The 26,407-nt window shown below is 45.4% G+C and carries 26 protein-coding genes and 1 other annotated feature; all 26 genes read left to right on the top strand.

Annotation, left to right across the window (positions count from 1 at the left end):
* Positions 1 to 74 precede the first annotated feature (74 nt).
* The 26 genes from murB (at position 75) to carB (ending at position 26,401) form a co-directional block, all read left to right on the top strand.
* Positions 75 to 986 (top strand): UDP-N-acetylmuramate dehydrogenase, encoded by a 912-nt coding sequence (gene murB, locus GFC30_RS06980; protein WP_066323587.1) that lies wholly within the window; start codon positions 75 to 77, stop codon positions 984 to 986.
* A gap of 72 nt (positions 987 to 1,058) precedes the next feature.
* Positions 1,059 to 1,880: a cell division protein FtsQ/DivIB gene (locus GFC30_RS06985; RefSeq protein WP_066323593.1), complete on the top strand. Its 822-nt coding sequence runs from the start codon at positions 1,059 to 1,061 to the stop codon at positions 1,878 to 1,880.
* Entirely contained in the window at positions 1,858 to 2,553 is a 696-nt protein-coding gene (locus GFC30_RS06990; protein ID WP_066323595.1) for a DUF881 domain-containing protein, read from the top strand. The genes GFC30_RS06985 and GFC30_RS06990 overlap by 23 nt, the downstream gene beginning before the upstream one ends.
* A 40-nt stretch (positions 2,554 to 2,593) precedes the next feature.
* Entirely contained in the window at positions 2,594 to 3,313 is a 720-nt protein-coding gene (locus GFC30_RS06995; protein ID WP_179946289.1) for a DUF881 domain-containing protein, read from the top strand.
* Between the two features lie 2 nt (positions 3,314 to 3,315).
* The gene (locus GFC30_RS07000) at positions 3,316 to 3,669 is read left to right on the top strand and encodes a small basic family protein (protein WP_066323596.1); all 354 of its coding nucleotides are present in this window, start codon (positions 3,316 to 3,318) and stop codon (positions 3,667 to 3,669) included.
* Positions 3,670 to 3,775: 106 nt separating this feature from the next.
* The gene (gene ftsA, locus GFC30_RS07005) at positions 3,776 to 5,053 is read left to right on the top strand and encodes a cell division protein FtsA (protein ID WP_066323598.1); all 1,278 of its coding nucleotides are present in this window, start codon (positions 3,776 to 3,778) and stop codon (positions 5,051 to 5,053) included.
* Between the two features lie 26 nt (positions 5,054 to 5,079).
* Positions 5,080 to 6,207, top strand: coding sequence for a cell division protein FtsZ (ftsZ, locus tag GFC30_RS07010; RefSeq protein WP_066323600.1), 1,128 nt, complete (start codon positions 5,080 to 5,082; stop codon positions 6,205 to 6,207).
* Between the two features lie 283 nt (positions 6,208 to 6,490).
* Complete coding sequence (spoIIGA, locus tag GFC30_RS07015; RefSeq protein WP_066323603.1) at positions 6,491 to 7,414, top strand: sigma-E processing peptidase SpoIIGA; 924 nt, start codon at positions 6,491 to 6,493, stop codon at positions 7,412 to 7,414.
* 51 nt (positions 7,415 to 7,465) lie between these two features.
* Positions 7,466 to 8,185, top strand: a complete 720-nt coding sequence (gene sigE / locus GFC30_RS07020) for an RNA polymerase sporulation sigma factor SigE (RefSeq protein ID WP_066323605.1) — start codon at positions 7,466 to 7,468, stop codon at positions 8,183 to 8,185.
* Between the two features lie 65 nt (positions 8,186 to 8,250).
* The gene (gene sigG / locus GFC30_RS07025) at positions 8,251 to 9,030 is read left to right on the top strand and encodes an RNA polymerase sporulation sigma factor SigG (protein WP_066327223.1); all 780 of its coding nucleotides are present in this window, start codon (positions 8,251 to 8,253) and stop codon (positions 9,028 to 9,030) included.
* 93 nt (positions 9,031 to 9,123) lie between these two features.
* Positions 9,124 to 9,366: a YlmC/YmxH family sporulation protein gene (locus tag GFC30_RS07030; protein WP_066323606.1), complete on the top strand. Its 243-nt coding sequence runs from the start codon at positions 9,124 to 9,126 to the stop codon at positions 9,364 to 9,366.
* 78 nt (positions 9,367 to 9,444) lie between these two features.
* Positions 9,445 to 10,290 (top strand): peptidoglycan editing factor PgeF, encoded by an 846-nt coding sequence (gene pgeF, locus GFC30_RS07035; RefSeq protein WP_066323607.1) that lies wholly within the window; start codon positions 9,445 to 9,447, stop codon positions 10,288 to 10,290.
* A complete protein-coding gene (locus GFC30_RS07040) occupies positions 10,247 to 10,921 on the top strand; it encodes a YggS family pyridoxal phosphate-dependent enzyme (protein ID WP_066323610.1) in 675 nt (224 codons plus the stop codon). The genes pgeF and GFC30_RS07040 overlap by 44 nt, the downstream gene beginning before the upstream one ends.
* Positions 10,922 to 10,936: 15 nt before the next feature.
* The gene (locus GFC30_RS07045; RefSeq protein WP_066323612.1) at positions 10,937 to 11,359 is read left to right on the top strand and encodes a cell division protein SepF; all 423 of its coding nucleotides are present in this window, start codon (positions 10,937 to 10,939) and stop codon (positions 11,357 to 11,359) included.
* Between the two features lie 3 nt (positions 11,360 to 11,362).
* Positions 11,363 to 11,632: a YggT family protein gene (locus GFC30_RS07050; protein ID WP_066323614.1), complete on the top strand. Its 270-nt coding sequence runs from the start codon at positions 11,363 to 11,365 to the stop codon at positions 11,630 to 11,632.
* A gap of 47 nt (positions 11,633 to 11,679) precedes the next feature.
* Positions 11,680 to 12,453 carry a YlmH family RNA-binding protein gene (locus GFC30_RS07055; protein ID WP_066323617.1) on the top strand — a complete coding sequence of 258 codons (774 nt, stop codon included), beginning with the start codon at positions 11,680 to 11,682 and terminating at the stop codon, positions 12,451 to 12,453.
* A gap of 75 nt (positions 12,454 to 12,528) precedes the next feature.
* Positions 12,529 to 13,041, top strand: coding sequence for a DivIVA domain-containing protein (locus GFC30_RS07060; RefSeq protein ID WP_066323619.1), 513 nt, complete (start codon positions 12,529 to 12,531; stop codon positions 13,039 to 13,041).
* Positions 13,042 to 13,097: 56 nt separating this feature from the next.
* Positions 13,098 to 13,316 (top strand) — a binding site (T-box leader).
* A gap of 49 nt (positions 13,317 to 13,365) precedes the next feature.
* The gene (gene ileS, locus GFC30_RS07065) at positions 13,366 to 16,140 is read left to right on the top strand and encodes an isoleucine--tRNA ligase (RefSeq protein ID WP_066323621.1); all 2,775 of its coding nucleotides are present in this window, start codon (positions 13,366 to 13,368) and stop codon (positions 16,138 to 16,140) included.
* Positions 16,141 to 16,269: 129 nt separating this feature from the next.
* Positions 16,270 to 16,722, top strand: a complete 453-nt coding sequence (lspA, locus tag GFC30_RS07070) for a signal peptidase II (protein ID WP_274520109.1) — start codon at positions 16,270 to 16,272, stop codon at positions 16,720 to 16,722.
* Complete coding sequence (locus GFC30_RS07075; RefSeq protein ID WP_066323627.1) at positions 16,722 to 17,633, top strand: RluA family pseudouridine synthase; 912 nt, start codon at positions 16,722 to 16,724, stop codon at positions 17,631 to 17,633. Before lspA ends, GFC30_RS07075 begins: the two co-directional genes overlap by 1 nt.
* 147 nt (positions 17,634 to 17,780) lie before the next feature.
* Positions 17,781 to 18,320: a bifunctional pyr operon transcriptional regulator/uracil phosphoribosyltransferase PyrR gene (pyrR, locus tag GFC30_RS07080; RefSeq protein WP_066323630.1), complete on the top strand. Its 540-nt coding sequence runs from the start codon at positions 17,781 to 17,783 to the stop codon at positions 18,318 to 18,320.
* 111 nt (positions 18,321 to 18,431) lie between these two features.
* Entirely contained in the window at positions 18,432 to 19,733 is a 1,302-nt protein-coding gene (locus GFC30_RS07085) for a solute carrier family 23 protein (RefSeq protein ID WP_066327227.1), read from the top strand.
* A 208-nt stretch (positions 19,734 to 19,941) separates the two neighbouring features.
* Positions 19,942 to 20,874, top strand: a complete 933-nt coding sequence (locus GFC30_RS07090) for an aspartate carbamoyltransferase catalytic subunit (protein ID WP_066327230.1) — start codon at positions 19,942 to 19,944, stop codon at positions 20,872 to 20,874.
* Positions 20,840 to 22,126, top strand: coding sequence for a dihydroorotase (locus GFC30_RS07095; protein WP_066323632.1), 1,287 nt, complete (start codon positions 20,840 to 20,842; stop codon positions 22,124 to 22,126). The genes GFC30_RS07090 and GFC30_RS07095 overlap by 35 nt, the downstream gene beginning before the upstream one ends.
* Positions 22,123 to 23,217: a carbamoyl phosphate synthase small subunit gene (locus GFC30_RS07100; RefSeq protein ID WP_066323634.1), complete on the top strand. Its 1,095-nt coding sequence runs from the start codon at positions 22,123 to 22,125 to the stop codon at positions 23,215 to 23,217. Before GFC30_RS07095 ends, GFC30_RS07100 begins: the two co-directional genes overlap by 4 nt.
* Positions 23,210 to 26,401 carry a carbamoyl-phosphate synthase large subunit gene (gene carB / locus GFC30_RS07105; protein ID WP_066323636.1) on the top strand — a complete coding sequence of 1,064 codons (3,192 nt, stop codon included), beginning with the start codon at positions 23,210 to 23,212 and terminating at the stop codon, positions 26,399 to 26,401. Before GFC30_RS07100 ends, carB begins: the two co-directional genes overlap by 8 nt.
* Positions 26,402 to 26,407 lie beyond the last annotated feature (6 nt).

Here is a 26,407-nt window from a genome sequence, read left to right on the forward strand (position 1 = left end):
TTTGTTTGCGTGTTAGTGACATGAAGGAAAAAAGCACATACGATGATAGAAACCCATAAGAAAGGAGAATGTTCGTGCAGACATTGATCAAAGAATTGGTGGAAGCGAACATAGGAAAAGTGAAAGAAAATGAGCCGCTTTCCCAACATACAACGATGAAAATTGGCGGACCTGCCGATGTATTGGTTGAACCGAACAGTATAGAAAGCTTACAAAAAGTGATGGACATTGTGCGCAAACATCAAGTTACGTGGCGTGCTATTGGACGTGGTTCGAATTTGCTCGTATCGGACGAAGGCGTCGAAGGAGTAGTCATTAAAATCGGGGAAGGCTTGGATGAGTTAGTGATTGACGGGGAAGAAGTGACCGTTGGTGGAGGTTATCCTTTAATTAAACTAGCAACAGTCATTAGCAAACAAGGATTATCGGGGCTAGAGTTTGCAGGAGGAATCCCAGGATCGGTCGGTGGTGCTGTCTATATGAATGCTGGTGCGCATGGTTCGGACATGTCGCGGATTGTTAAAAAAGCGCAAATTTTATTTCCCGACGGAACGATTCAATGGCTAACAAATGAACAAATGGAATTTTCGTATCGGACATCGGTGCTGCAAACGAAACGACCGGGGATTTGCATCGCCGCTGTATTGCAAATGAAAAAAGGAGAGCGTGATGCGATTGTGGCGGTGATGCAAAAAAATAAAGATTACCGACGCGATACGCAGCCTTGGAACTATCCATGTGCAGGAAGCATTTTCCGTAACCCGTTGCCAAACTACGCTGGCCAACTGATTGAAGCAGCCGGATTAAAAGGATATGCAATTGGCGGGGCAAAAATCTCTGAGCAACATGCGAACTTCATCGTTAATACAGGTAACGCCAAAGCAAGAGAGGTGTTAGACTTAATTTCCTATGTCAAGCAGACGATTTATCAAAAATATGGCATTCATTTAGAAACGGAAGTAGAAATCGTTGGTCGAAAGTCCTAAAAATTAGGTCACCTTCTTTTTCAATAGTATGTTATAATAAAAATAAGCTTGTTCTAGGAACGGCATGAGCGAATGCCGTTTGTTTTATTGTTTGTAAGTAAGAAAGCGGTGAGCGAGTTGAAAAAAGGGAAAGTGGTCGTTCTCGAAGAACGTGTTCCAAAGCTGAAACAGCGGCGCAGGCAAAAAGTAAATCGCCGACTAACTGCGTATATCGTCTTCTTTTTTATGCTTATTTTATGCATCATTTACTTTCAATCACCGTTAAGCAATGTCCGACACATCGATGTGAAAGGAAACCAACACGTTTCTGTTCAACAAATTGTTCAAGCAAGCGGCTTAACAAATCGGACAAGCTTTTGGAGGGTAAAAACCGATCAAGTAAAGCAGGCAATCGAGTCGCTTCCAGAAATTAAAGAGGTAACAGTCAAGAAGCAGTTTCCGAACACGATTGTCCTATACATAAAAGAGCGGACACGTGTCGCTTACATTGAAGAAAAACAATTATTTTTTCCGATTTTGGACAACGGAAAAATTTTAACGAAAAACAAGCCCAAAGTAGCGCTAAGTGATGCACCGATTTTAGTCAATTGGAAAGACGGTGAAAAAATTCAAGAAATCGCTGGACAATTGGCGCATTTGCCTTCTTATATATTAAACGCTATTTCCGAAATCCATCATACGCCGACGAAATACGACCCATACCATGTTACTGTTTATATGAATGACGGATTTGAAGTGAGTGCAACTGTGCCGAATTTTGCGGAAAAAATGCGATTGTATCCTGAAATTGTAAAGCAACTAAATCCCGACGTGAAAGGTGTTATTCATTTAGAAGTAAGCAACTATTTTAAAGCTTATAAGGGGGATGACAATGAGAAAAGTAAGGGGGAATGATGTCATCCTTTCCTTTGTTTTCCTTGTACTCGGATTTATGCTTTCGTTTTCCTACCAATACACAAAGGAAATGCGGCGGGACGTGACCGACCGGCAATGGCAAAAAGAGTACGAATATCGGCAATTGCTCATTCAAGCACAAAAAGAAACGAGCAAGCTGAAAAAACGATTGTTGAAAAAGCAAGAGCAGCTTCAGCGCAGTGAAAAAGAATTAGCAGACGAAAAAACGGCGTACGCTGGGCTTGTGAAGGAAGTGGAGCAGCTGCGCATGTATACGGGAAAAGTGAAAGTGCAAGGAAAAGGAATTGAAGTGACGCTAGCAGATGCATCATATGTTCCAAACGAGCAAAATGCAGCGAATTATATCGTCCATGAGCAGCATGTTTGGAAAGTCGTCCATGAGTTGCTCGTTTCTGGAGCCGAAGCGATAGCGATTAACGGGCAACGCATCTCACATCGCTCATACATTGTGTGTAACGGTCCAGTTATCGAAGTCGATGGTGTGCAACATGCTGCTCCATTTGTTATCGCGGCAATCGGTGATCCACATGTGCTTATGTCGGCGCTCAACATTGCCGGAGGGGTGAAAGACGAGTTAGTGAACGACCATGTCGTTGTGAAAATTGCCAGCAAAGATTCGCTTGTTTTCGATCCAATGTTTCATAGTGAGTAATAAATCGCAGGTGACATCAAAGAAAGTTTGGTGAAGCGCGTTGCAAAAAAGAAAAATGTTTCAGTTTACGCTTATTGCCGCCATTATCGGGTTGATGCTCGCCGTTCAGCTTCGATCGACAAAAGACCCAGTGGTGCGCGATACACGTGATATATGGGAGTTGCGCCAAGATTTAAAGCGTGAATTGCAGTTGCAGCAACAGCTTTTACTCGAAATACGCCGCAGTGATGACCAGTTGGCGGCTTACGAACAAGCTCGTTCGACCGACCAAGAAGCAGCATTAAGAAAAACGTTGGCTGAACTAAAAGAAGAAGCAGGACAGACAACTGTTCAAGGTACGGGACTTATTTTGACGATTGAACCATTTTATCCAGAAAGTTATGTAGGACCGGTTGTACGTACTGTATCCCCGGAATTATTAAATCGGCTTATCAACGAACTAAATGAGTACGGAGCAAAAGAAATTGCCGTTGCGAATACACGGTTGACGAATACAACGGCCATTCGTGATGTGAACGGTTTGACGAAAGTGGGAAATGTGAAAATTTCTTCGTTTCCACTCGAAGTAAAAATCATTGCTGATGACGTTTCAACGTTACATCATCATTTAAAAGTGTCACCGCTTTTTGATGATTTTGTGATCGAAAATTTACAACTTACCGTTTCAGAACCGATATCGACCGTTGTCATTCCACAATCCGAGGAAAAATGGCATGTTCGCTATCTCCAAACAGTAAATGCCGAAAAGGGGGGAGAATAGAGATGTGGCTCCCATTTATCGGTCTTATCGCTGGCATTGTGCTAGGATGGTTAACAAATTGGCGCATTCCTGACGAATATTCAAGCTATTTGTCAATCGCGGTGCTAGCAGCGCTAGATACGTTAATCGGCGGCATTCGTGCGCATTTGCAAAATGTGTACGACGAAAGCGTTTTTTTGACCGGTTTCTTTTTTAATATTATTTTAGCTGCAAGTTTAGCTTTTCTCGGTGTGCATCTTGGTGTAGACTTGTATTTAGCAGCCGTATTTGCTTTCGGTGTACGGCTCTTTCAAAATATAGCCGTCATCCGACGAATTTTACTGATCAATTGGCTCAAGAGGCGGCAAAAAAGTTAAGTGAAATAAAAGGGAATGCTTGTCAGCATGTTGAATATATGAAACAAACCTTGTTCGTCGCTGTTCGACCGAGTCGATGAAGTTTGTTATAAGGGGGTGCCAAAGAATGAACAGCAATGAAATCGTTGTTAGTCTTGACATCGGTACATCCAGTGTTAAGGTTATTATCGGAGAAATGTTGAATGAATCACTAAATATTATTGGCATCGGTAATGTGAAATCCGCAGGGCTCAAAAAAGGAGCTATTGTTGACATAGATGAAACGGTGCAATCCATTAAACGTGCAATCGACCAAGCAGAGCGAATGATTGGGCTTACGATTCAGCGCGTCGTTGTTGGAGTGAATGGTAATCATATTCAACTCCATGATTGCCACGGCATTGTCGCCGTTTCTAGTGAAAACCGTGAAATTACCGATGAAGATGTTGCGCGCGTGATGGATTCAGCTCAAGTCGTGTCCATTCCACCAGATCGGGAAATTATCGGGGTCATTCCGAGACAATTTATTGTGGACGGACTGGATGGCATTAACGACCCGCGTGGCATGCTTGGTGTGCGGTTGGAAATGGAAGGAACGATGATTACAGGTGCAAAAACAGTTTTACATAATTTACTTCGCTGCGTAGAACGAGCGGGATTAGAGATTAGCGACATTTGTCTGCAGCCGCTTGCCGCAGGCTCCCTTGCTTTATCGAAAGATGAAAAAAATTTAGGGGTTGCTCTAGTCGATATTGGTGGTGGTTCGACGACCGTTGCCGTATTCGAGCAAGGATTTTTGCAAGCGACATCTGTACTCCCAGTTGGTGGTGACCACATTACAAAAGATATTTCGATTGGGTTACGGACATCGACGGAAGATGCAGAAAAAATCAAGCTAAAACACGGACATGCTTTTTACGATTTTGCCTCTGAAGAAGAAGTGTTCAGCGTTCCAGTCATCGGTACAGACCAGCATCAACAGTTTACGCAATTAGAACTTGCTGATATTATTGAAGCAAGGCTAGAAGAAATTTTTCAGTTTGTTTATCAAGAAATTCGTAAACTCGGATTTCGGGACTTGCCAGGCGGATATGTGCTGACAGGTGGCGTTGTGAACATGCCAGGAATTTTAGAATTAGCTCAAGTCGTGTTAGGAAGCAGTGTCCGCGTCGCAATCCCTGATTATATAGGTGTCCGCGACCCACAATATACGACAGGAGTCGGTTTAATTAAGTTTGCCTATCGGCAGGCAAAGCTACAAGGGCGTCGCACTCCCGTAGCAGCAACGGTCGAAACGCCGGAAAAGCGACCGGTAAAACAACAGCCGGCAAAAGCAAAACCAAAAGAAAAAGAAGATAATTTAGGACAAAAAGTAAAAAAATTTTTCGGCTATTTCTTTGAATAGAGATCGAATTATTGGGAGGATTTGTCATGTTGGAGTTTGACACTACAGTTGATCAGTTAGCAACGATTAAAGTCATCGGTGTTGGCGGCGGCGGAAATAACGCTGTAAATCGAATGATAGAACATGGCGTACAAGGTGTAGAGTTTATCGCGGTCAACACCGATGCGCAAGCCTTGAATTTGTCCAAAGCTCCAATTAAATTACAAATTGGCGCGAAACTGACGCGCGGATTAGGAGCAGGGGCAAACCCAGAAGTGGGAAAAAAAGCTGCAGAAGAAAGCAAAGAGCAAATTGAGGAAGCGTTAAAGGGAGCAGACATGGTTTTTGTCACGGCCGGGATGGGCGGTGGAACAGGAACAGGGGCAGCACCAGTCATTGCTCAAATCGCACGTGAATTAGGGGCACTAACGGTCGGCGTTGTGACACGTCCGTTCACGTTTGAAGGTCGGAAACGGGCGATGCAAGCAGCAAATGGAATTGCAGCGATGAAAGAAGCAGTCGATACGTTAATCGTTATTCCGAACGATCGCCTGTTAGAAATTGTCGATAAAAATACCCCAATGCTTGAAGCGTTCCGTGAAGCGGACAACGTGCTTCGCCAAGGGGTACAAGGCATTTCTGACTTAATTGCTGTTCCGGGCTTAATTAACTTAGACTTTGCTGACGTAAAAACGATTATGTCGAATAAAGGCTCAGCGTTGATGGGAATCGGAATTGCTAGCGGAGAAAACCGCGCGGCTGAAGCTGCGAAAAAAGCGATCTCGAGCCCATTATTAGAGACGTCCATTGATGGCGCTCAAGGCGTGTTAATGAACATTACAGGTGGAATGAATTTAAGCTTATACGAAGTGCAAGAAGCAGCCGATATCGTTGCTTCGGCTTCTGACCAGGACGTGAATATGATTTTTGGCTCAGTGATTAACGAGAATTTAAAAGATGAAATTATTGTTACCGTTATTGCTACTGGATTTAACGAAAACGAAGGTCAATCAACCAGACCGCTTCGCACCGGAGTGGCAACGCCAAAACCAACAGTTGGCGTTAAGCGGGAAAAACGCGAGGAGCAAGCTCAAGATTATACAGTTCGTTCCACACAAGTGGAAGATCCGCTAGACATTCCAGCATTTCTCCGAAACCGCAACCGCCGCCGGTAATCCGGAAAAGCGAAGAACGGTCCTTGGCGTGAGCCAAGGAAACATCCGACGGAAGCGTCCCGAGGGGCTAGGAGCCGCAGCTAGACAATACCGAAAAGCGGAGGCGACTGACTCCTTCAAAAAAAGAGGTATGAATCGTTATGATTCATGCCTCTTTTTTCGTTTTTTTTAGACAAAAAATTTGCTTTTTCTCCATCATGAATTGACAGACTTTCCAGTAAGATGTACTATATACTATTTTCAGAAATTGCTTGGCTTTGCTTGACCGAGGGAGGCTATTAGTTTGACGATTTATTTAGATGTCATTTGGTTGTTGAACGTATGTTTCGATGGGCTATTGCTTTGGTTGACCGCCATTATTTTAAAGCGGGAAGTAAAGTGGTGGAGATTGACATCCGGTGCTTTCATCGGTTCGCTTATCGTATTATTATTGTTTACGCCAGTTTCGCCATACGTCCAACAGCCATTGATGAAACTGCTTTTTTCTATTCTCATCGTACTGGCTTCGTTCGGATTTAAACGATTTCGGTATTTTTTCGAGAACTTATTCACTTTTTACCTCGCTACTTTTATGGTTGGAGGAGGACTGATTGCGGTTCATTATTTACTACAAACAGACATCGTCATAAGAGGCATGCTTACGACGTATTCGCTCGGAACAGGCGACCCTGTCAGTTGGTTGTTTGTACTCATTGGTTTTCCTGTGCTATGGGTATTTTCGCAAAAGAGGATGAATGCCGTTCGAGAAAAAAAACTTCGTTTCGAGCATATCGTGAATGTCGTATTAACATTCCAAGAAGTGTCCCTTTCCTTAAAAGGGCTAATTGACAGCGGCAATCAGCTATACGATCCGTTGACAAAAACGCCTGTAATGATTATTAACGCAAGCGCGATGAAAGGTGTACTACCGTCTGAATTGCTAGCGTGCATGAACGAACTAAATGATTTTACGTGGCTTGACGACGAGCGATGGAAAGAATGGGCAACTCGGCTGCGCCTCATTCCTTATCGGGGAATCGGGCAAACACAGCAATTTCTATGGGCGATTCAACCTGACCGATTGACGATTTATTACGAATCGCAGTGGATAGAGGTCACGAAAGGACTTATTGGATTGAACGCAGCGGACTTATCTACCGACGGAGAATACCAATGCATTGTGCATCCAAAAATGATTCAAACCGGAAAGCGCCTTACTGCCTCATAAGTTTTTTACTATATCATACGCATTTTCGGATAATTTAGAAGGGGGATTTTTATGGGAAAATGGAAACTTCGCCTCATTTATTTATGGTATAAACTATTAAGAAAGCTCGGCATAAAAACAGATGAAATTTATTACATCGGCGGGAGCGAAGCGTTACCGCCGCCGCTGACAAAAGAAGAAGAAGAATTATTGCTTCAGAAACTTCCATCGGGCGACGAAACCGCCCGGGCAATGCTCATTGAGCGAAATTTGCGCCTTGTCGTCTACATTGCCCGAAAATTCGAAAATACAGGCATTAACATCGAAGATTTAATTAGCATCGGTACGATTGGACTTATTAAAGCCGTAAACACCTTTAATCCAGAGAAGAAAATTAAATTAGCGACTTACGCCTCCCGCTGCATTGAAAATGAAATATTAATGTATTTACGTCGCAACAATAAAGTGCGTTCAGAAGTGTCATTTGACGAGCCGCTCAATATCGATTGGGACGGAAACGAACTGCTTTTGTCCGATGTGCTCGGCACGGAAGATGACGTGATTACAAAAGATTTAGAAGCAGATGTGGATCGCCATCTTTTACTAAACGCGCTTCGTCAATTAAGCGATCGTGAAAAACAAATTATGGAACTTCGTTTCGGCCTTTCCGGCGGAGAAGAAAAAACGCAAAAAGACGTTGCAGACTTGCTTGGCATCTCGCAGTCGTATATATCGCGGCTAGAGAAGCGAATCATTAAACGGCTGCGCAAAGAGTTTAATAAAATGATGTAGTGCATATTTTTCCTTCCTGAGGAGATACTGAACGTTGACAGCATCTCCTGATGGGAGGGAAAGACTTGACAAGAAACAAAGTAGAAATTTGCGGTGTAGACACATCAAAGCTTCCGGTATTGAAAAACGAAGAAATGCGTGAGCTGTTTAAACGAATGCATGAAGGGGATTTAGAGGCAAGGGAAAAGCTTGTTAACGGAAATTTACGCCTCGTGTTAAGCGTCATTCAGCGTTTCAATAACCGCGGGGAATTTGTCGATGACTTGTTTCAAGTCGGTTGTATCGGACTGATGAAATCGATTGATAATTTTGATTTAAGCCAAAACGTTAGATTTTCTACGTATGCCGTACCGATGATTATCGGTGAAATTCGGCGGTATTTACGCGACAACAACCCGATTCGCGTGTCACGTTCGTTGCGTGATATCGCCTACAAAGCGCTACAAGTACGGGAAAAGTTGATGGGGGAAACGGCAAAAGAGCCAACAGCAGAAGAAATCGCCAATGTCCTTGGCGTGCCGCACGAAGAGGTCGTCTTTGCACTTGATGCGATTCAAGACCCGGTTTCGTTATTTGAACCGATTTATAACGATGGCGGTGATCCGATTTATGTGATGGATCAGCTAAGCGATGAAAAAAATCGTGATAGCCAATGGATTGAAGAAATTGCACTAAAAGAAGGGCTGCGTCGGTTGAACGAACGGGAAAAAATGATTATTCGCAAACGATTTTTCCAAGGAAAAACGCAAATGGAAGTTGCCGAAGAAATCGGTATTTCGCAAGCGCAAGTGTCGCGTCTAGAAAAAGCGGCCATCCGCCAAATGAATAAAAATATTCAAGTGTAACGAGCTGTTCCGTCGCGGACAGCTCTTTTTTTCGGAAAGGTCATAGCGAATAAATCATATAGTGAAATAAACGAGGAAAGCGGGAGGATAACAATGGTGAAAATTTCTGAATTTCAAACGAAAGATGTTGTGAATGTTGCGAACGGAAAAAAATTAGGGAATATCGGGGATATTGATATCAATTTACAAACGGGACAAATTGAGTCACTCATTATTTTAGGGGCAGGAAAAGTGCTCGGGTTGTTTGGAAGAGAAGAAGAAACGATTATTCCATGGCGCAACATTGTAAAAATTGGTGCAGACGTTATTTTAGTCCGTTTAAACGAGGAAGAATAAATAATGGTTATCATCTATCAGCAAACTGTGATAAAATAGGAAAAAAAGTGATAAAAATCTACAAAGAGGATGACGAACATGTCGGAAATTTTTCATCCAGTGGATGAATCGCTGCTTATGCTCCGTTGGTCAAACGTCATCGCTGGTTTTACAACGAAACAAGGCGGCTTTAGCCAAGCGCCATTTGCCACGTTTAATCTTGGGCTGCACGTTGGGGACGAGGCGATAGTTGTCGAGCAAAACCGCCGGAAATTGGCAGAGTTTTTCACGATTCCGTTAGAACAATGGGTATGTTGTGAGCAAACGCACGGCTCTCGCATCGAAAAAGTAACTGCACGCGACGCCGGCAAAGGGACCGTGCGGTTAGAAACAGCGATTGCAGATACAGACGGTTTATATACCGATGAAGCAGGGATATTGCTAACGTTATGTTTCGCTGATTGTGTGCCACTTTATTTTTTCGCACCAACACATGGCATGATTGGCCTCGCGCATGCTGGCTGGAAGGGGACGGTGAAAAACATTGCCGGCAACATGGTTCAGCGCTTTCGCGACGAAGGGATTATGCCGGAAGAAGTAATGGTTGCTATCGGTCCAGCGATTGGTGCTTGTTGCTATGTGGTGGATAATCGCGTGATTGATGCTGTACAAAATGTGCTCGGTACAAGCGAAACGTTGCCATTTTATGAAATGAGTGTAGGACAATATGCACTTGATTTAAAAGAACTAAATCGACTATTACTTATAAAAGAAGGCGTACAACATATTGAAGTATCAAACTATTGCACGAGTTGCGAAACCAATGTATTTTTCTCGCATCGTCGTGACAATGGCCAGACGGGAAGAATGATGGCGTTTATCGGCAGAAAGGAGGAAGGGAATGTCTGTTCGCGAACGCTTAGCCATTATTCGCAGCAATATTGATGAAGCTTGTCACCGCGTTGGTCGTGACAACAACGATGTGCGTATTATTGCCGTAACAAAATATGTGAGTATCGAACGGGCAAAAGAAGCAGTGGTTGCAGGGGTTGCTGACTTAGGAGAAAACCGCGATGATGGGTTATTGCAAAAATATGAAGCCATCGGGAAAGAAGCGACGTGGCATTTTATCGGAACGTTACAGTCGCGCAAAGTGAAAAACGTCATCGATAAAATTGACTACCTTCATTCGCTCGATCGTTTGTCGTTAGCGCAGGAAATCGAAAAAAGGGCAACAAAACCGATTAAATGTTTTGTTCAAGTAAACGTATCTGGCGAAGAAACGAAGCATGGGCTTTCGAGCGAACAAGTGCTTCCGTTTATCGAACAGCTACGAAATTTTACGAAAATTGAAGTAGTTGGACTAATGACAATGGCGCCGTATACAGACGATGAACAGTTGCTTCGCCGCTGTTTTCGCGAGCTGAAGCAGCTGCAACAACGTGTACAAGCGTTACATATTGCCAATGCACCGTGCACGGAATTATCGATGGGAATGTCAAACGATTATGTCATTGCAGTGGAAGAGGGTGCTACATTTATTCGGATAGGAAGTGCGCTTGTTGGTGAAGAATGATAGGGAGGTGTTAGTATGGGATTGATTAAAAAATTCAAAGACTACTTTTTAGAGGATGATTATGAAGAATATGAGGAAGAGTATGTAGAAGAGGAAGAGCCTCAGCAGCCAGCAAAAGGAGCGAAGCAAAACGTCGTCAGCTTGCAAAGTGTGCAAAAATCGTCGAAAGTGGTGCTTATCGAACCGAGAGCATATGCAGAAGCACAAGAAATCGCTGACCATTTAAAAAACCGCCGCGCGGTTGTTGTGAATTTACAGCGCATTCCACACGATCAAGCGAAGCGCATTGTCGATTTTTTAAGCGGAACGGTTTATGCGATTGGTGGAGATATTCAGCAAGTCGGTACAAAAATCTTCTTATGCACGCCGGATAATGTTGATGTATCCGGCACGATTTCCGCAATATCGGACGATGAAACAACAATGAAAAGGTGGTAATGTATGTATACGTTGCTTACGTTTTTAACAACGCTTATTGAAATATATTCATATGCGTTAATCGTTTATATTTTAATGTCATGGTTTCCGAACGCGCGCGGTACGAAAATCGGCCAGCTGTTAGCAGCAATTTGCGAGCCGTATTTAGAGCCGTTCCGCCGCATTATTCCGCCACTCGGCATGATTGACGTGTCGCCCATTGCCGCGTTAATTGTGCTTAATTTTGCAACACGTGGGCTGCATGCGTTGTTTAGCATGTTACATTTAGTGTAAGGAATCCACAAAGGGTTCCTTTCTTCATGAGAAAGTAAGGGGTAGGAATGAATATATATCAACATTTTCGCAAAGAAGAACACCATTTTATTGATCAAGTGATTGAATGGAGAGAAAGTGTGCACACGAACTATAGCCCTAGATTGACCGATTTCCTCGACCCGCGCGAACAAGAAATTGTCAAGCTTGTGATCGGGGACGATGAGGACGTGTGCGTTTCCTTTTTTGGCGGTGCCTCGTTTGTCGAGCGCAAACGAGCGCTTTTATATCCACCGTACTTTCAGCCGGAAGAAGAAGATTTTCAGCTTGCGCTTTTTTCGCTTCATTATCCGCGGAAGTTTATTTCGCTCACTCATCGGCAAGTGCTCGGGACGTTAATGTCGCTTGGGGTAAAGCGCAGCAAGTTTGGCGATGTACTGATGAAAGAAGACGATGTGCAATTTCTCGTGGCAAAAGAAATCGCTTCATACGTTCAGCTTCATTTGCAAGCAGTCGGAAAAACGAAAGTGACGGTCGAAGAAAAACCGTTAACAGAAATCATTGTGTTAAACGAACAATGGAATGAAGCAACGATTACCGTTTCTTCTTTAAGGGTTGATGCAGTAGTTGCGCAAGCGTTTGGCGCGTCGCGACAACATGTACAAACGTTGATTGCAAACGGACTCATTAAAATAAATTGGAAAATTGTCGAACAAGCGCACGCGGAATGCAAAGAAGGTGATACGATTTCGGCGCGCGGACTTGGTCGGTTGAAGCTTTTTTCGATTGATGGAAAAACAAAAAAGGATCGTTTTCGCCTCCACATAGGGACGCAAAAATAATCGAATCGTGGCAGGAATTTCGGGAAAAGTGTCGAATAAACGTAAAAAGGAAAGATATAGACGGAGGTGGCATTCGTGCCTTTAACGCCATTAGATATTCATAATAAAGAATTTAGCAAAGGCTTTCGCGGATATGACGAAGATGAAGTAAATGAGTTTTTAGACCAAGTAATTAAAGATTATGAAATGGTGATTCGGGAAAAAAAACAGTTAGAAGAAAAAGTGGCAGAATTAACAGAGCGATTGAGTTATTTTACTAACATTGAAGAAACGTTAAATAAATCCATATTAATTGCGCAAGAAACAGCAGAAGAAGTGAAGCGAAATGCGCAAAAAGAAGCAAAACTTATCATCAAAGAAGCGGAGAAAAACGCCGATCGCATCATTAGCGAGGCGCTTTCAAAATCGCGGAAAATCGCGCTTGAAATCGAAGAGTTGAAGCGGCAATCCAAAGTTTTTCGGACACGTTTCCGCATGCTTGTCGAAGCGCAACTTGAGATGTTAAATAACGAAGATTGGGACCACTTAATGGAATACGAAGTAAAAGAGATTGAATTGGACGAACAGGAAAATATAAGCCAATCTTGACGAATTTTGTTCGTTTGCATATAATCATAATACGAAAATGCGGCGAAAAGAATAACGAATCGACGATGAAAGGGACAGTAGCTCTTTCTCCACTTATGACAGCGAGCTAGGGGCGGTGGAAGCCTAGCATAAGCGAAAGAGTGAAGATCACCCTCGAGTTCCATGCTGAAAGAAAGTAAGTAAGCAATGGCGTGTCATTCCCGTTAACGAATGCAGAGAGGACTATTTTATATAGTCAATAAGGGTGGTACCGCGAGACCGTTCTCGTCCCTTTTGTGGGAGAGGGCGGTTTTTTTATTGATTAATACACTGGAGGAATGAAGGATGGATTACAAAGACACGTTATTAATGCCACAAACTGACTTCCCAATGCGCGGGAATTTGCCGCAACGTGAGCCGCAAATTCAAGCGGAATGGGAAGAAATGGACATTTATCGAAAAGTGCAGGAACGTACGAAAGGTCGACCGTTGTTTGTGTTGCATGACGGACCGCCGTATGCGAACGGCGACATTCATATGGGGCATGCCCTCAATAAAATTTTGAAAGACTTTATCGTTCGCTACAAATCGATGAGTGGCTACTGTGCACCGTATGTCCCTGGATGGGATACGCACGGGCTGCCAATCGAAACGGCGCTCACGAAAAATAAAGGCGTGAACCGGAAAGAAATGAGCGTCGCCGAATTCCGCAAACGTTGCGAAGAGTACGCATATGAGCAAATTGACAATCAGCGCCAACAATTTAAGCGGCTTGGCGTGCGAGGGGATTGGGACAATCCGTACATTACGTTAAAGCCAGAATATGAAGCGCAACAAATTAAAGTGTTTGGGGAAATGGCGAAGAAAGGCTTGATTTATAAAGGATTGAAGCCAGTGTATTGGTCCCCGTCGAGCGAATCAGCGTTAGCAGAAGCGGAAATTGAATATAAAGATAAACGCTCTCCGTCGATTTATGTTGCTTTCTCTATTAAAGACGGAAAAGGGGTACTCGAAGGAGACGAAAAAATGGTCATTTGGACGACAACTCCTTGGACGATTCCAGCGAACTTAGGAATCGCGGTCCATCCTGACTTGGAATATAGCGTCGTTCAAGTGGCCGAAGCAAAATATGTGGTGGCATCGGCGCTATTAGAATCGGTGACAGAAGAGCTTGGTTGGGAAGGTACTGTTGTCCGCAAAACGTTGAAAGGAAAAGAACTCGAGTATGTCGTGGCGAAACATCCGTTGTATGACCGCGATTCGCTCGTCGTTTGCGGGGAACATGTCACGACGGATGCCGGAACTGGCTGTGTTCATACAGCGCCAGGGCACGGGGAAGATGACTTTATCGTCGGACAAAAATACGGTTTAGGTGTGCTTTGCCCAGTGGACGAACGTGGGTATATGACAGAAGAAGCGCCGGGCTTTGCTGGTCTTTTTTATGATGAAGCGAACAAAGCGATTACGGAAAAATTAAACGAAGTCGGTGCATTGTTAAAGCTAAGCTTTATTACGCACTCGTATCCGCACGACTGGCGTACGAAGCAACCGACCATTTTCCGAGCAACAGCGCAATGGTTTGCATCCATTGATAAAATTCGCAACGAACTTTTGCAAGCCGTGCAAGAAACGAGCTGGGTGCCAGCTTGGGGCGAAACGCGTTTATATAACATGGTTCGCGACCGTGGCGACTGGTGCATTTCGCGTCAACGGGCATGGGGGGTGCCAATTCCGGTCTTTTATGCGGAAAACGGCGAACCAATTATTACGGACGAAACGATTGAACACGTATCGAACTTATTTAGACAGTATGGTTCGAATGTTTGGTTTGAGCGCGAAGCGAAAGATTTATTGCCGGAAGGATTTACACATCCAGGCAGCCCGAACGGCCGCTTTACGAAAGAAACTGACATTATGGACGTTTGGTTTGACTCTGGTTCTTCGCATCAAGCAGTGCTAGAAGAGCGCGACGATCTGCAGCGTCCGGCAGACCTTTATTTAGAAGGTTCAGACCAATATCGCGGCTGGTTTAACTCTTCCCTCTCCACAGCTGTTGCGGTTACTGGGAAAGCGCCGTATAAAGAAGTGTTAAGCCACGGGTTTGTGCTTGATGGCGAAGGGCGAAAAATGAGCAAATCGCTCGGCAATGTCGTCGTCCCGGCCAAAGTAATGGAGCAACTAGGTGCGGATATTTTGCGGCTTTGGGTTGCCTCTGTCGATTACCAAGCGGATGTGCGCATTTCTGATAGCATTTTAAAACAAGTAGCAGAAGTATACCGGAAAATTCGCAATACGTTCCGTTTCTTGCTCGGGAACTTATTTGATTTTGACCCGAATCCAAACGCTGTTTCGATTGACAAGTTGCGCGAAGTCGATCGTTACATGCTCGTTAAATTAAACCGCTTAATTGACAAAGTGAAACGTTCTTACGAAACGTACGATTTTGCGGTGATTTATCATGAAGTGAATAACTTCTGCACAGTCGATTTAAGTGCCTTTTATTTAGATTTCGCCAAAGATATTCTCTATATTGAAGCAAAAGACGCTCATGACCGTCGTGCGATCCAAACGGTGCTGTACGAAACGCTTGTCGCGTTAACGAAGCTCGTCGCGCCAATTTTGCCGCACACGGCCGATGAAGTATGGGGGCATATTCCGAACCGGAAAGAAACAGAAGAAAGCGTACAGCTTGTTGATATGCCAGACGCATTGGAAATCGAAGGAGCAGAAGCATTGCTTGCGAAATGGGATGCGTTTATGAACGTGCGTGACGACGTGTTAAAAGCGCTAGAAGTTGCCCGAAACGAAAAAGTAATCGGCAAATCGTTAACAGCGCACGTGGCGGTCTATCCGACAGCGGAAACGAAACAGTTGATAGAGTCTATCAACGAAAGCTTAAAGCAGCTCTTTATCGTATCTGGCTTTGAAATCGCCGGGTCGTATGATGCGGCGCCAGAAACAGCGCAAAAATTTGCAAGCATGGCGATTGTTGTACGTCCGGCGGATGGAGAAACGTGCGAACGTTGCTGGATAGTAACTCCAGACGTTGGTCAAAATGAAGCGTTCCCAACGCTATGTCCACGCTGCGCACACATCGTTAAAGAGCATTATAGCGCCTAATCAAAAGCCCGCCTCATGAGGCGGGCTTATTTTTCTGAAAAAATAGGCAGTCGTTGTCTATTTCTTTATCCGTATGTTACAATTCATAAGTACATATGTCGAGTTGGAGGGAATTGTGTGCTTTATTATATGATTGCACTTCTAGTAATCGCGCTCGATCAATTGACAAAATGGTTAGTTGCAACCAAAATGAAAATTGGCGAGAGTGTCACCATTATTCCAAACGCATTATATATTACTTCCCACCGCAACCGTGGGGCAGCGTGGGGCATTTTGCAAGGACAATTTTGGTTGTTTTATCTTATTACGATTGTAGTTGTCATAGGCTTAGTCATTTATATTCAGCGCTTGCCACGCGAAGAACGATTGTTTGGCGTAGCGCTTGGCTTGATGCTCGGCGGAGCGATCGGGAATTTTATTGACCGGCTCATTCGCAAAGAAGTCGTCGATTTTATTCATACGTATATTGGCACATACAATTTTCCGATTTTTAATATTGCCGATTCTGCTTTATGCATTGGCGTAGCGCTCGTCTTTCTCCAAACGTTTATGATGAGTGCGAAAGAGAAGGAGAATGAATAATGGATGTAGTCACGTTTCAGATTGAGGAAGCATACGACCGCGAGCGAATTGACAAAGTCATTGCCGCTTTAAACGAAGAATGGTCGCGCTCGCAAGTACAACAATGGCTGAAAGACGGTTTAGTGACGGTGGATGGAAAAGTGGTAAAGGCGAACTATAAATGTTCGGCTGGCGACGAGGTAACGATTACGCTGCCAGAGCCAGAGCCGCTCGATGTAGAACCGGAAGAAATGATTCTGGACATTTATTATGAAGATGCAGACGTTCTCGTCGTCAACAAGCCGCGTGGGATGGTTGTCCATCCAGCGCCAGGACATATGCGCGGAACGCTCGTGAACGGATTGCTTGCCCACTGTAAAGATTTATCAGGGATTAACGGCGTTTTGCGTCCTGGAATCGTCCATCGAATTGACAAAGATACGTCCGGATTATTAATGGTCGCAAAAAACGATATGGCGCACGAGTCGCTTGTTAATCAGCTCGTTCACAAAACAGTGACGCGTAAATATAAAGCGATTGTTCATGGCGTCATTCCGCACGATTACGGCACGATTGACGCGCCGATTGGCCGCGACAAACACGACCGGCAAAGTATGGCAGTGGTGGAAGATGGGAAAGAAGCGGTTACGCACTTTCGCGTGCTAGAGCGATTTTTGGACTATACATTTATTGAATGCCAACTGGAAACAGGAAGGACGCATCAAATTCGCGTCCATATGAAATATATCGGCTATCCGCTTGCAGGGGACCCGAAATACGGACCGAAAAGGACGCTGCCGATTGATGGCCAAGCGCTGCATGCAGGCATCTTAGGGTTTCGTCATCCGCGCACGGGAGAATATTTGGAGTTTGAAGCACCGCTTCCACAAGAGTTTGAACAATTGCTCGATTTGTTACGAAATAATCGTTGACAAACAATAAAGCGACACGTACAATAAACTCAAGTGAGCAAGAACCTTTAAGTGCAGTCCTGTGAGGCTGAGAAGGTAGCGGATGTGAAGGACACCACTCTGCCCTCTCGCCAACCGGTGAGAGGGTTTTTGTATGGAGGTGAAAACATGCAAAAAGCAGTTGTCATGGATGAACAAGCGATTCGCCGCGCCTTGACGCGCATCGCCCATGAAATTATTGAGCGGAACAAAGGTGTGGATGATTGCGTGCTTGTCGGCATTAAAACGCGCGGCATTTATTTAGCAAAACGGCTCGCGGAGCGGATTGAACAAATTGAAGGTAACGCCCTTGCGGTTGGGGAATTGGATATTACGCTGTACCGCGATGATTTAACGACGAAAACGAGCGACAAAGAGCCGCTCGTAAAAGGCTCGGCGATTCCGTTTGACGTCACGGAGAAAAAGGTAGTGCTCGTCGACGATGTGTTGTTTACCGGTCGAACGGTGCGCGCGGCGATGGATGCGATTATGGATTTTGGTCGCCCGGCGCAAATTCAGCTGGCCGTGTTAGTTGACCGCGGTCATCGCGAATTGCCGATTCGTGCTGATTTTGTTGGCAAAAATATTCCGACGTCAAGCGCTGAAATGATTGTCGTCGAACTGCAAGAAGTGGACGGATTAGATCAAGTAAGCATTCATGAAAAATAGCGAAACACCCTTTTTAAAGGCAGTCCTGCGAGGCTGACAAAGGGGGGAGATTTATCATACCCTCTTTGTGCCTTGCGCGAAGAGGGTTTTTATTATGGAGGAGGAAAAACGATGAACAAACCAGTATTGGATATTAAAGATGTACCTTCACCGTTGCAATGGGTAACCTTAAGCTTGCAACATTTATTCGCGATGTTTGGCGCAACGATTTTAGTCCCATATCTTGTCGGATTAAGTCCTGCGATGGCGCTCATTTCGAGCGGTCTTGGCACGCTTGCCTTTTTAATTATCACGAAATGGCAAGTGCCGGCCTATCTCGGCTCCTCGTTTGCGTTCATCTCGCCGATTATTGCCGCGAAAGCAGCTGGAGGACCTGGAGCAGCGATGATTGGCAGCTTTCTCGCTGGACTGGTATACGGCGTAGTAGCGCTCATTATTAAAAAGGCAGGCTACCGCTGGATTATGAGCTTATTGCCGCCAGTTGTCGTCGGCCCAGTCATTATCGTCATCGGCTTAGGGTTAGCGAACGTCGCAGTTGGCATGGCGATGAACGGACCGGATGGGAAATATAACCTTACGTATTTTTCTGTAGCGCTTGTAACGCTTGCTGCAACAATTATCTGCTCGATTTTCTCGCGCGGCTTGTTTAGCTTAGTACCAGTATTAGCAGGAATTATCGTCGGGTATGTATATGCACTAATCATCGGCGTTGTCGATTTATCGAAAGTAGCAAAAGCAAAACTGTTTGAAATGCCAGACTTCTTGTTGCCAGGCATCGACTACCCGATTCACCTTACGGGGCAAATCGTCCTTCTTATGGTGCCGGTCGCTGTTGTAACACTGTCTGAGCATATCGGTCACCAGCTTGTGTTAAGCAAAGTTGTTGGTCGCGATTATATTAAAAATCCTGGGTTACATCGCTCCATTTTAGGTGACGGCACAGCGACAATGATTTCGGCGTTAATCGGCGGACCGCCAAAAACGACGTATGGGGAAAATATCGGCGTGTTAGCCATTACGCGCGTCTATAGCGTGTACGTGTTGGCAGGCGCGGCGGTGTTAGCGATTATCTTCGGGTTTGTCGGTAAAATTACTGCTCTCATCAGCTCGATTCCGACACCGGTCATGGGCGGTGTATCGATTCTTCTCTTCGGGATTATCGCTTCTTCCGGGTTACGGATGCTTGTGGACAGTAAAGTAGATTTCGGCGACAAACGAAACTTAGTGATTTCGTCTGTTATTCTCGTCATCGGTATCGGCGGCGCGATTTTAAAAGTGTCAGAAACGTTCCAAATTCAAGGAATGGCACTTGCCGCGATTATCGGGGTCATCTTAAACTTAATCTTGCCTGGCCGTCCGCCAGTAAACGAAAACATGTTTGAACTAGAAGAGAATAATGACCATGTAGCGTAACATCACCTTTTAATTAAGTCCCGCGAGACTTAAAAGGGTGTTCCTGTTCGCGTAAAAAGGAAAAACCGAATGCGAAAAGCGGTTTCTTTTCCTACACCTTTTTACGCCCAAAAACGGTGCAGCACCCTGTCGGTTAGGCAGGGTGCTTTTTTTGCAAACTAACCATACGGAAAGTCGCTTTTGACTTCAATACAAGGGGGAACGGACGATGAACCATTTGTTGACGTTAACAGAGTTATCGATAGAAGAGATTCTCGCATTATTAGATGAAGCGGAACAATTTGCGCGCGGGTCGCACTGGCACATACAAACGCCTGGATTTGTCGCCAACTTATTTTTTGAACCGAGCACACGGACGAAATGTAGCTTTGAAGTAGCGGAAAGAAAATTAGGGCTTCATGTCATCCCGTTTGATGTCGAAACATCAAGCGTCCAAAAAGGGGAAACGTTATATGATACGATTCGGACGCTTGAGTCGATCGGGGTGCAGGCCGTGGTCATTCGTCATCCAGAAGACCGTTATTTTGAACCGCTTCGCCACTCGGTGGGCATTCCGATTATTAACGCCGGTGACGGTTGCGGTCATCACCCGACCCAGTCATTATTAGATTTACTAACGATTCGGCAAGAGTTTGACACGTTTCGCGGCTTGACGATTGCGATTGTTGGGGATATTCGCCATAGCCGAGTGGCTCGTTCGAATGCGGAAGTCTTGACAAGGCTTGGGGCAACGGTGCTGTTTTCTAGCCCGGAACAATGGAAAGACGACACAAATCCATATGGAACGTACGTTGATTTGGATACAGCTGTTCGCGAAGCAGACGTCGTTATGCTTCTTCGCATTCAACATGAACGGCACGGAGAAAAAATGGGGCTAACGAAGGCGCAATACCACGAGCAATACGGGCTAACCATTGCGCGAGAACAAATGATGAAACCAAAAAGCATTATTTTACACCCAGCACCAGTCAATCGTGATGTCGAGATCGCGAGCAATTTAGTCGAGTGCGAGCGCTCGCGCATTTTCAAACAGATGGAAAACGGCGTATATGTGCGGATGGCGGTATTAAAACGGGCGCTTCAAGCCAAGGAAGGGGGAATAAACAATGGCTATTATTTTAAAAAATGGTCGTTCGCTTAATGAAGCAGGGGTGCTTGTGCCAACAGAAATCAAAATCGCCAAAGACGTGATCGCTGAAATCGCCCCAACGATCGCAGCGGGGAATGAAGATGCAGTAATCGATGTCGCCGGTCAACTGCTGGCGCCAGGATTTATCGATTTGCACGTACATTTGCGCGAACCGGGAGGGGAACATAAAGAAACGATTGCAACCGGCACGCTTGCGGCGGCCAAAGGCGGTTTTACAACGGTTGCGGCGATGCCGAATACTCGTCCTGTACCTGATACGAAAGAGCAAATGGATTGGCTCGTTGAACGCATCTGCCAAACCGCCCATGTAAATGTTCTTCCGTACGCGGCGATTACGATTCGCCAGCTCGGAAAAGAGCAGACCGATTTTGCGGCATTAAAAGAAGCAGGGGCATTTGCTTTTACAGATGATGGGGTTGGCGTACAAAACGCCCATATGATGTATGAAGCGATGAAGCAAGCCGCCGCGCTTGACATGGCAATTGTCGCTCATTGCGAAGAGGAATCGCTTACGTATAAAGGCTGCGTCCACGACGGGATGTTTGCGAAAAAGCACGGTCTTCGCGGGATTCCGTCGGTAGCGGAATCGGTTCATATCGCTCGCGATGTATTGTTAGCGGAAGCAACGGGATGTCATTATCACGTCTGTCATATCAGCACGAAAGAATCGGTTCGGGTTGTGCGTGAAGCGAAACGGGCGGGCATTCGCGTCACTGCAGAAGTGACGCCGCACCATCTTCTTCTTTGTGATGAAGATATCCCTGGGCTTGATGCGAACTTTAAAATGAATCCGCCGCTAAGAAGCAAAGAAGATCGGGAAGCGTTGATTGAAGGATTGCTTGATGGGACGATCGATTTTATCGCGACCGATCATGCACCGCATACAGAAGCCGAAAAACAGGAAGGAATGGAACTAGCACCGTTTGGCATCGTTGGGTTGGAAACGGCGTTCCCGCTCCTTTACACGCATTTCGTTGAAACGAACATTTGCACATTAAAGCAGCTTATTGATTGGTTGACGAAAAAACCGTCAGAAGCGTTTCAACTGAACCAAGGGACATTGGCTGTCGGTGCCAAAGCGGATATCACGATTATCGATTTGCAGGCAGAACAAATGATTGATCCGGCTACGTTTGCATCGAAAGGAAAAAATACGCCGTTTGCCGGTTGGACATGCAAAGGATGGCCAACGATGACAGTCGTGAATGGAAAAATTGTTTGGGAGAAAGGAAGAGAGCAATGAAGCGACAACTCATTTTAGAAGACGGGACATTTTTCGTCGGGGAAGCGTTTGGGAGCACAGAACAAAAGGTAGGAGAAGTTGTCTTTAATACAGGAATGACCGGCTATCAAGAAATTTTATCCGATCCATCGTATTGCGGACAAATTGTCACAATGACGTATCCGCTCATCGGCAACTATGGCATTAATCGCGACGATTTTGAATCGATTGAACCATCGATTCATGGATTGATTGTAAAAGAGATATGCGATGCTCCTTCGAATTGGCGGAGTGAGATGACCCTTGATAAATATTTCAAAGAAAAAAAAATCCCCGGCTTAGCAGGCATTGATACACGTAAATTGACCCGCATTATCCGGCAATACGGTACGTTAAAAGGAATGATTTGCAATATGGATGTCGATGTGACGGAAGCAGTTATGTATTTGCAGAAAACAGAATTCCCACGTGATCAAGTAAAACGGGTGTCGACGAAAAGTGCTTATCCAAGCCCAGGTCGCGGCCATCGGGTCGTTTTAATTGATTTTGGCATGAAGCACGGCATTTTGCGCGAATTAAATAAGCGAGACTGCGATGTCATCGTTCTCCCGTACAATGCGACTGCCCAAGACGTATTGCGCTTGCATCCAGATGGTGTCATGTTATCGAACGGACCAGGAGACCCGAAAGATGTGCCGGAAGCGATTGATATGATTCAAGGCGTTCTTGGACGCGTTCCGCTCTTTGGCATTTGCCTTGGTCATCAGTTGTTTGCGCTCGCTTGTGGGGCGGATACGGAGAAAATGAAATTTGGCCATCGCGGTTCGAACCACCCGGTCAAACATTTGGCGACCGGAAAAGTGGCGATTACGTCGCAAAACCATGGCTATACGGTCAACGCGGAGTCATTGCGAAATACCCGTTTAGAAGTGACGCACGTTGCGTTGAACGACGGAACGATTGAAGGGCTTCGGCACCTCGATGTTCCGGCGTTTACGGTGCAATACCATCCGGAAGCTTCGCCAGGGCCGGAAGATGCGAACGGCTTGTTTGATGAATTTATGGCGATGATTGAACAGTTTAAAAAAGAAGGGGAGATCGTCCATGCCTAAACGTCAAGATATCGAAACGATTCTCGTCATCGGTTCTGGTCCGATTGTGATCGGGCAAGCAGCGGAATTTGACTACGCCGGAACGCAAGCGTGTCTGGCGCTGAAAGAAGAAGGATACAAAGTCATTTTAGTCAACTCTAATCCGGCGACGATTATGACCGATACGGAAATTGCCGACAAAGTCTATATGGAGCCGTTGACGCTTGAGTTTGTTTCCCGCATTATCCGCAAGGAGCGGCCGGATGCGATTTTGCCGACGCTTGGCGGCCAGACGGGGCTGAATTTAGCCGTTGAGTTGGCGAAAGCGGGCATACTTGAAGAATGCGGAGTAGAAATTCTCGGGACGAAATTAGAAGCGATTGAAAAAGCGGAAGACCGCGAATTGTTCCGCGCCTTGATGAATGAATTAGGCGAGCCAGTCCCGGAAAGTGAAATTATTCATAGCTTAGAAGAAGCATACGGGTTTGTAGAAAAAGTCGGCTATCCGGTCATCGTTCGTCCGGCGTTTACGCTCGGCGGAACAGGGGGGGGCATTTGTACGAACGAAGAAGAGTTGATCGAGATTGTTTCGAGCGGTTTAAAATTAAGCCCTGTTCACCAATGTTTGCTAGAAAAAAGCATTGCGGGCTATAAAGAAATTGAGTATGAAGTAATGCGCGACTCAAACGATAATGCGATTGTCGTATGTAATATGGAAAATATCGATCCTGTCGGCATTCATACAGGCGATTCGATCGTCGTCGCACCGAGTCAAACGTTAAGCGACCGCGAATATCAATTGTTGCGCAATGCGTCGTTGCGCATTATTCGTGCGCTTGGCATTGAAGGAGGTTGTAACGTCCAGCTTGCACTTGATCCGCATAGTTTTCATTACTATGTTATTGAAGTGAATCCACGCGTTAGCCGTTCTTCTGCGCTTGCGTCAAAGGCGACTGGCTATCCGATTGCCAAGCTTGCCGCAAAAATTGCTGTTGGGTTGACGCTTGATGAAATGATCAATCCAGTGACTGGCAAAACGTATGCTTGCTTTGAACCAGCGCTTGACTATGTGGTGACAAAAATTCCGCGCTTTCCGTTTGATAAATTTGAGTCCGCCAACCGTCATCTCGGTACACAAATGAAAGCGACCGGCGAGGTAATGGCGATCGGCCGGACGTTTGAAGAGTCGTTGCTGAAAGCGGTGCGTTCGTTGGAAACGAATGTGTACCATCTTGACATAAAAGGCGATGTGAGCGCGGAGTTGCTCGAAAAACGCATTCGCAAAGCAGGCGATGAGCGGCTGTTTTACATCGCGGAAGCGTTTCGTCGCGGTATTTCTATCGAACAAATTCACGAATGGAGCCAAATCGACCGCTTCTTTTTAACAAAAATTGCCCGTATCGTTCAATACGAGGCGGTTGTCCGCGAACACGTTGGCGACATCGGCATGTTGCGGAAGGCGAAACAAATGGGCTTTTCCGATGTGGCGATTGCGAAACTTTGGAACATGAATGAACGCGATGTGTATCATATGCGTAAACAAGCCGGCATCGTCCCTGTTTACAAGATGGTTGATACGTGCGCGGCTGAGTTTGAGTCAGAAACGCCATATTACTATAGCACGTATGAAGACGAAAACGAATCAATCGTCACTCCTCGCGAAAGCGTCGTCGTTCTTGGGTCCGGTCCGATTCGCATCGGGCAAGGCATCGAATTTGACTACGCGACCGTTCACTCGGTTTGGGCGATTAAAGAAGCGGGATATGAAGCAATTATTATTAACAACAATCCGGAAACGGTATCGACCGACTTTAGCATTTCCGACAAGTTGTATTTTGAGCCGTTAACGATCGAAGACGTGATGCACGTCATTGATTTAGAACAGCCGGTTGGTGTCATTGTGCAATTTGGCGGCCAGACGGCGATTAACTTAGCGGCTGAACTGGCTGCGCGCGGTGTGCGCATTCTCGGCACATCACTCGAAGATTTAGACCGTGCGGAAAACCGCGATAAGTTTGAACAAACGTTGTCGCAATTAGGCATCCCGCAACCGAAAGGAAAAACGGCGTTTTCCGTTCGTGAGGCGGTGCGCATCGCCGAAGAAATCGGCTATCCGGTGCTCGTTCGCCCGTCGTATGTGCTCGGCGGCCGCGCGATGGAAATTGTATACAAAGAAGAAGAGCTGTTGCATTATATGGAAAACGCGGTGAAAGTGAATCCGCAGCATCCAGTGCTCATTGACCGATATTTAATCGGAAAAGAAATTGAAGTCGATGCGATCTCGGACGGAGAAACCGTATTTATTCCAGGCATTATGGAACATATTGAACGGGCGGGTGTTCACTCCGGCGACTCGATTGCTGTCTATCCGCCGCAGACGTTAACAAGTGATATTCAACAAAAAATTGTCGATTACACGGTGAAGCTGGCGAGAGGGCTACGAATTGTCGGTTTGTTAAACATTCAGTTTGTGATGTATAAAAATGAAGTGTACGTGTTAGAAGTGAATCCACGCTCAAGTCGCACCGTTCCGTTTTTAAGCAAAATTACCGATGTTCCGATGGCGAATATCGCCACAAAAGTGATTTTAGGGGCAAAACTTGCGGATCTCGGTTACAAGACAGGGTTAAAGCCGGCAAGCGAAGGGGTATATGTAAAAGCACCGGTCTTCTCGTTTGCTAAACTTCGCAATGTCGACATTTCGCTCGGGCCGGAAATGAAATCGACGGGCGAAGTGATCGGAAAAGATCAAACATTTGAAAAAGCGTTATACAAAGGGCTTGTTGCTTCCGGCATCCATATTCGTCCACACGGAGCCGTATTATTGACGGTTGCCGATAAAGATAAAGAAGAAGCGATTGAGTTAGCGCGCCGCTTCTACGAGATCGGCTATCAACTATTGGCAACGAACGGAACGGCAGAAACGTTACGGGCGGCAAACATTCCAGTGACGGTTGTCAATAAAATTCATTCTGAGTCGCCGAACATTTTAGATATCATTCGCCAAGGAAAAGCGCAAGTCGTCATCAATACCCTAACGAAAGGAAAACAGCCGGAAAGCGACGGCTTCCGCATTCGCCGCGAAGCAGTCGAAAATGGTATTCCGTGCTTAACGTCGCTTGATACAGCAAAAGCAATGCTCTTAGTCATCGAATCGATGACGTTTTCAACGACGGCGATGTCGGAAAAGAAGGTGTACGCATGAAAACAG

The sequence above is a fragment of the Anoxybacillus amylolyticus genome, from assembly GCF_001634285.1.
Taxonomy (GTDB): Bacteria; Bacillota; Bacilli; order Bacillales; family Anoxybacillaceae; genus Anoxybacteroides; species Anoxybacteroides amylolyticum.

Excerpts from the sequence above, each read along its gene's own strand:
- GFC30_RS06985 (WP_066323593.1), top strand. The coding sequence starts at position 1,059 with ATGCCGTTTGTTTTATTGTTTGTAAGTAAGAAAGCGGTGAGCGAGTTG.
- GFC30_RS06990 (WP_066323595.1), top strand. The coding sequence starts at position 1,858 with ATGAGAAAAGTAAGGGGGAATGATGTCATCCTTTCCTTTGTTTTCCTT.
- GFC30_RS07000 (WP_066323596.1), top strand. The coding sequence starts at position 3,316 with ATGTGGCTCCCATTTATCGGTCTTATCGCTGGCATTGTGCTAGGATGG.
- ftsA (WP_066323598.1), top strand. The coding sequence starts at position 3,776 with ATGAACAGCAATGAAATCGTTGTTAGTCTTGACATCGGTACATCCAGT.
- ftsZ (WP_066323600.1), top strand. The coding sequence starts at position 5,080 with ATGTTGGAGTTTGACACTACAGTTGATCAGTTAGCAACGATTAAAGTC.
- sigE (WP_066323605.1), top strand. The coding sequence starts at position 7,466 with ATGGGAAAATGGAAACTTCGCCTCATTTATTTATGGTATAAACTATTA.
- GFC30_RS07030 (WP_066323606.1), top strand. The coding sequence starts at position 9,124 with ATGGTGAAAATTTCTGAATTTCAAACGAAAGATGTTGTGAATGTTGCG.
- pgeF (WP_066323607.1), top strand. The coding sequence starts at position 9,445 with ATGTCGGAAATTTTTCATCCAGTGGATGAATCGCTGCTTATGCTCCGT.
- GFC30_RS07040 (WP_066323610.1), top strand. The coding sequence starts at position 10,247 with ATGTCTGTTCGCGAACGCTTAGCCATTATTCGCAGCAATATTGATGAA.
- GFC30_RS07045 (WP_066323612.1), top strand. The coding sequence starts at position 10,937 with ATGGGATTGATTAAAAAATTCAAAGACTACTTTTTAGAGGATGATTAT.
- GFC30_RS07050 (WP_066323614.1), top strand. The coding sequence starts at position 11,363 with ATGTATACGTTGCTTACGTTTTTAACAACGCTTATTGAAATATATTCA.
- GFC30_RS07055 (WP_066323617.1), top strand. The coding sequence starts at position 11,680 with ATGAATATATATCAACATTTTCGCAAAGAAGAACACCATTTTATTGAT.
- ileS (WP_066323621.1), top strand. The coding sequence starts at position 13,366 with ATGGATTACAAAGACACGTTATTAATGCCACAAACTGACTTCCCAATG.
- lspA (WP_274520109.1), top strand. The coding sequence starts at position 16,270 with ATGATTGCACTTCTAGTAATCGCGCTCGATCAATTGACAAAATGGTTA.
- GFC30_RS07075 (WP_066323627.1), top strand. The coding sequence starts at position 16,722 with ATGGATGTAGTCACGTTTCAGATTGAGGAAGCATACGACCGCGAGCGA.
- pyrR (WP_066323630.1), top strand. The coding sequence starts at position 17,781 with ATGCAAAAAGCAGTTGTCATGGATGAACAAGCGATTCGCCGCGCCTTG.
- GFC30_RS07085 (WP_066327227.1), top strand. The coding sequence starts at position 18,432 with ATGAACAAACCAGTATTGGATATTAAAGATGTACCTTCACCGTTGCAA.
- GFC30_RS07090 (WP_066327230.1), top strand. The coding sequence starts at position 19,942 with ATGAACCATTTGTTGACGTTAACAGAGTTATCGATAGAAGAGATTCTC.
- GFC30_RS07095 (WP_066323632.1), top strand. The coding sequence starts at position 20,840 with ATGGCTATTATTTTAAAAAATGGTCGTTCGCTTAATGAAGCAGGGGTG.
- GFC30_RS07100 (WP_066323634.1), top strand. The coding sequence starts at position 22,123 with ATGAAGCGACAACTCATTTTAGAAGACGGGACATTTTTCGTCGGGGAA.
- carB (WP_066323636.1), top strand. The coding sequence starts at position 23,210 with ATGCCTAAACGTCAAGATATCGAAACGATTCTCGTCATCGGTTCTGGT.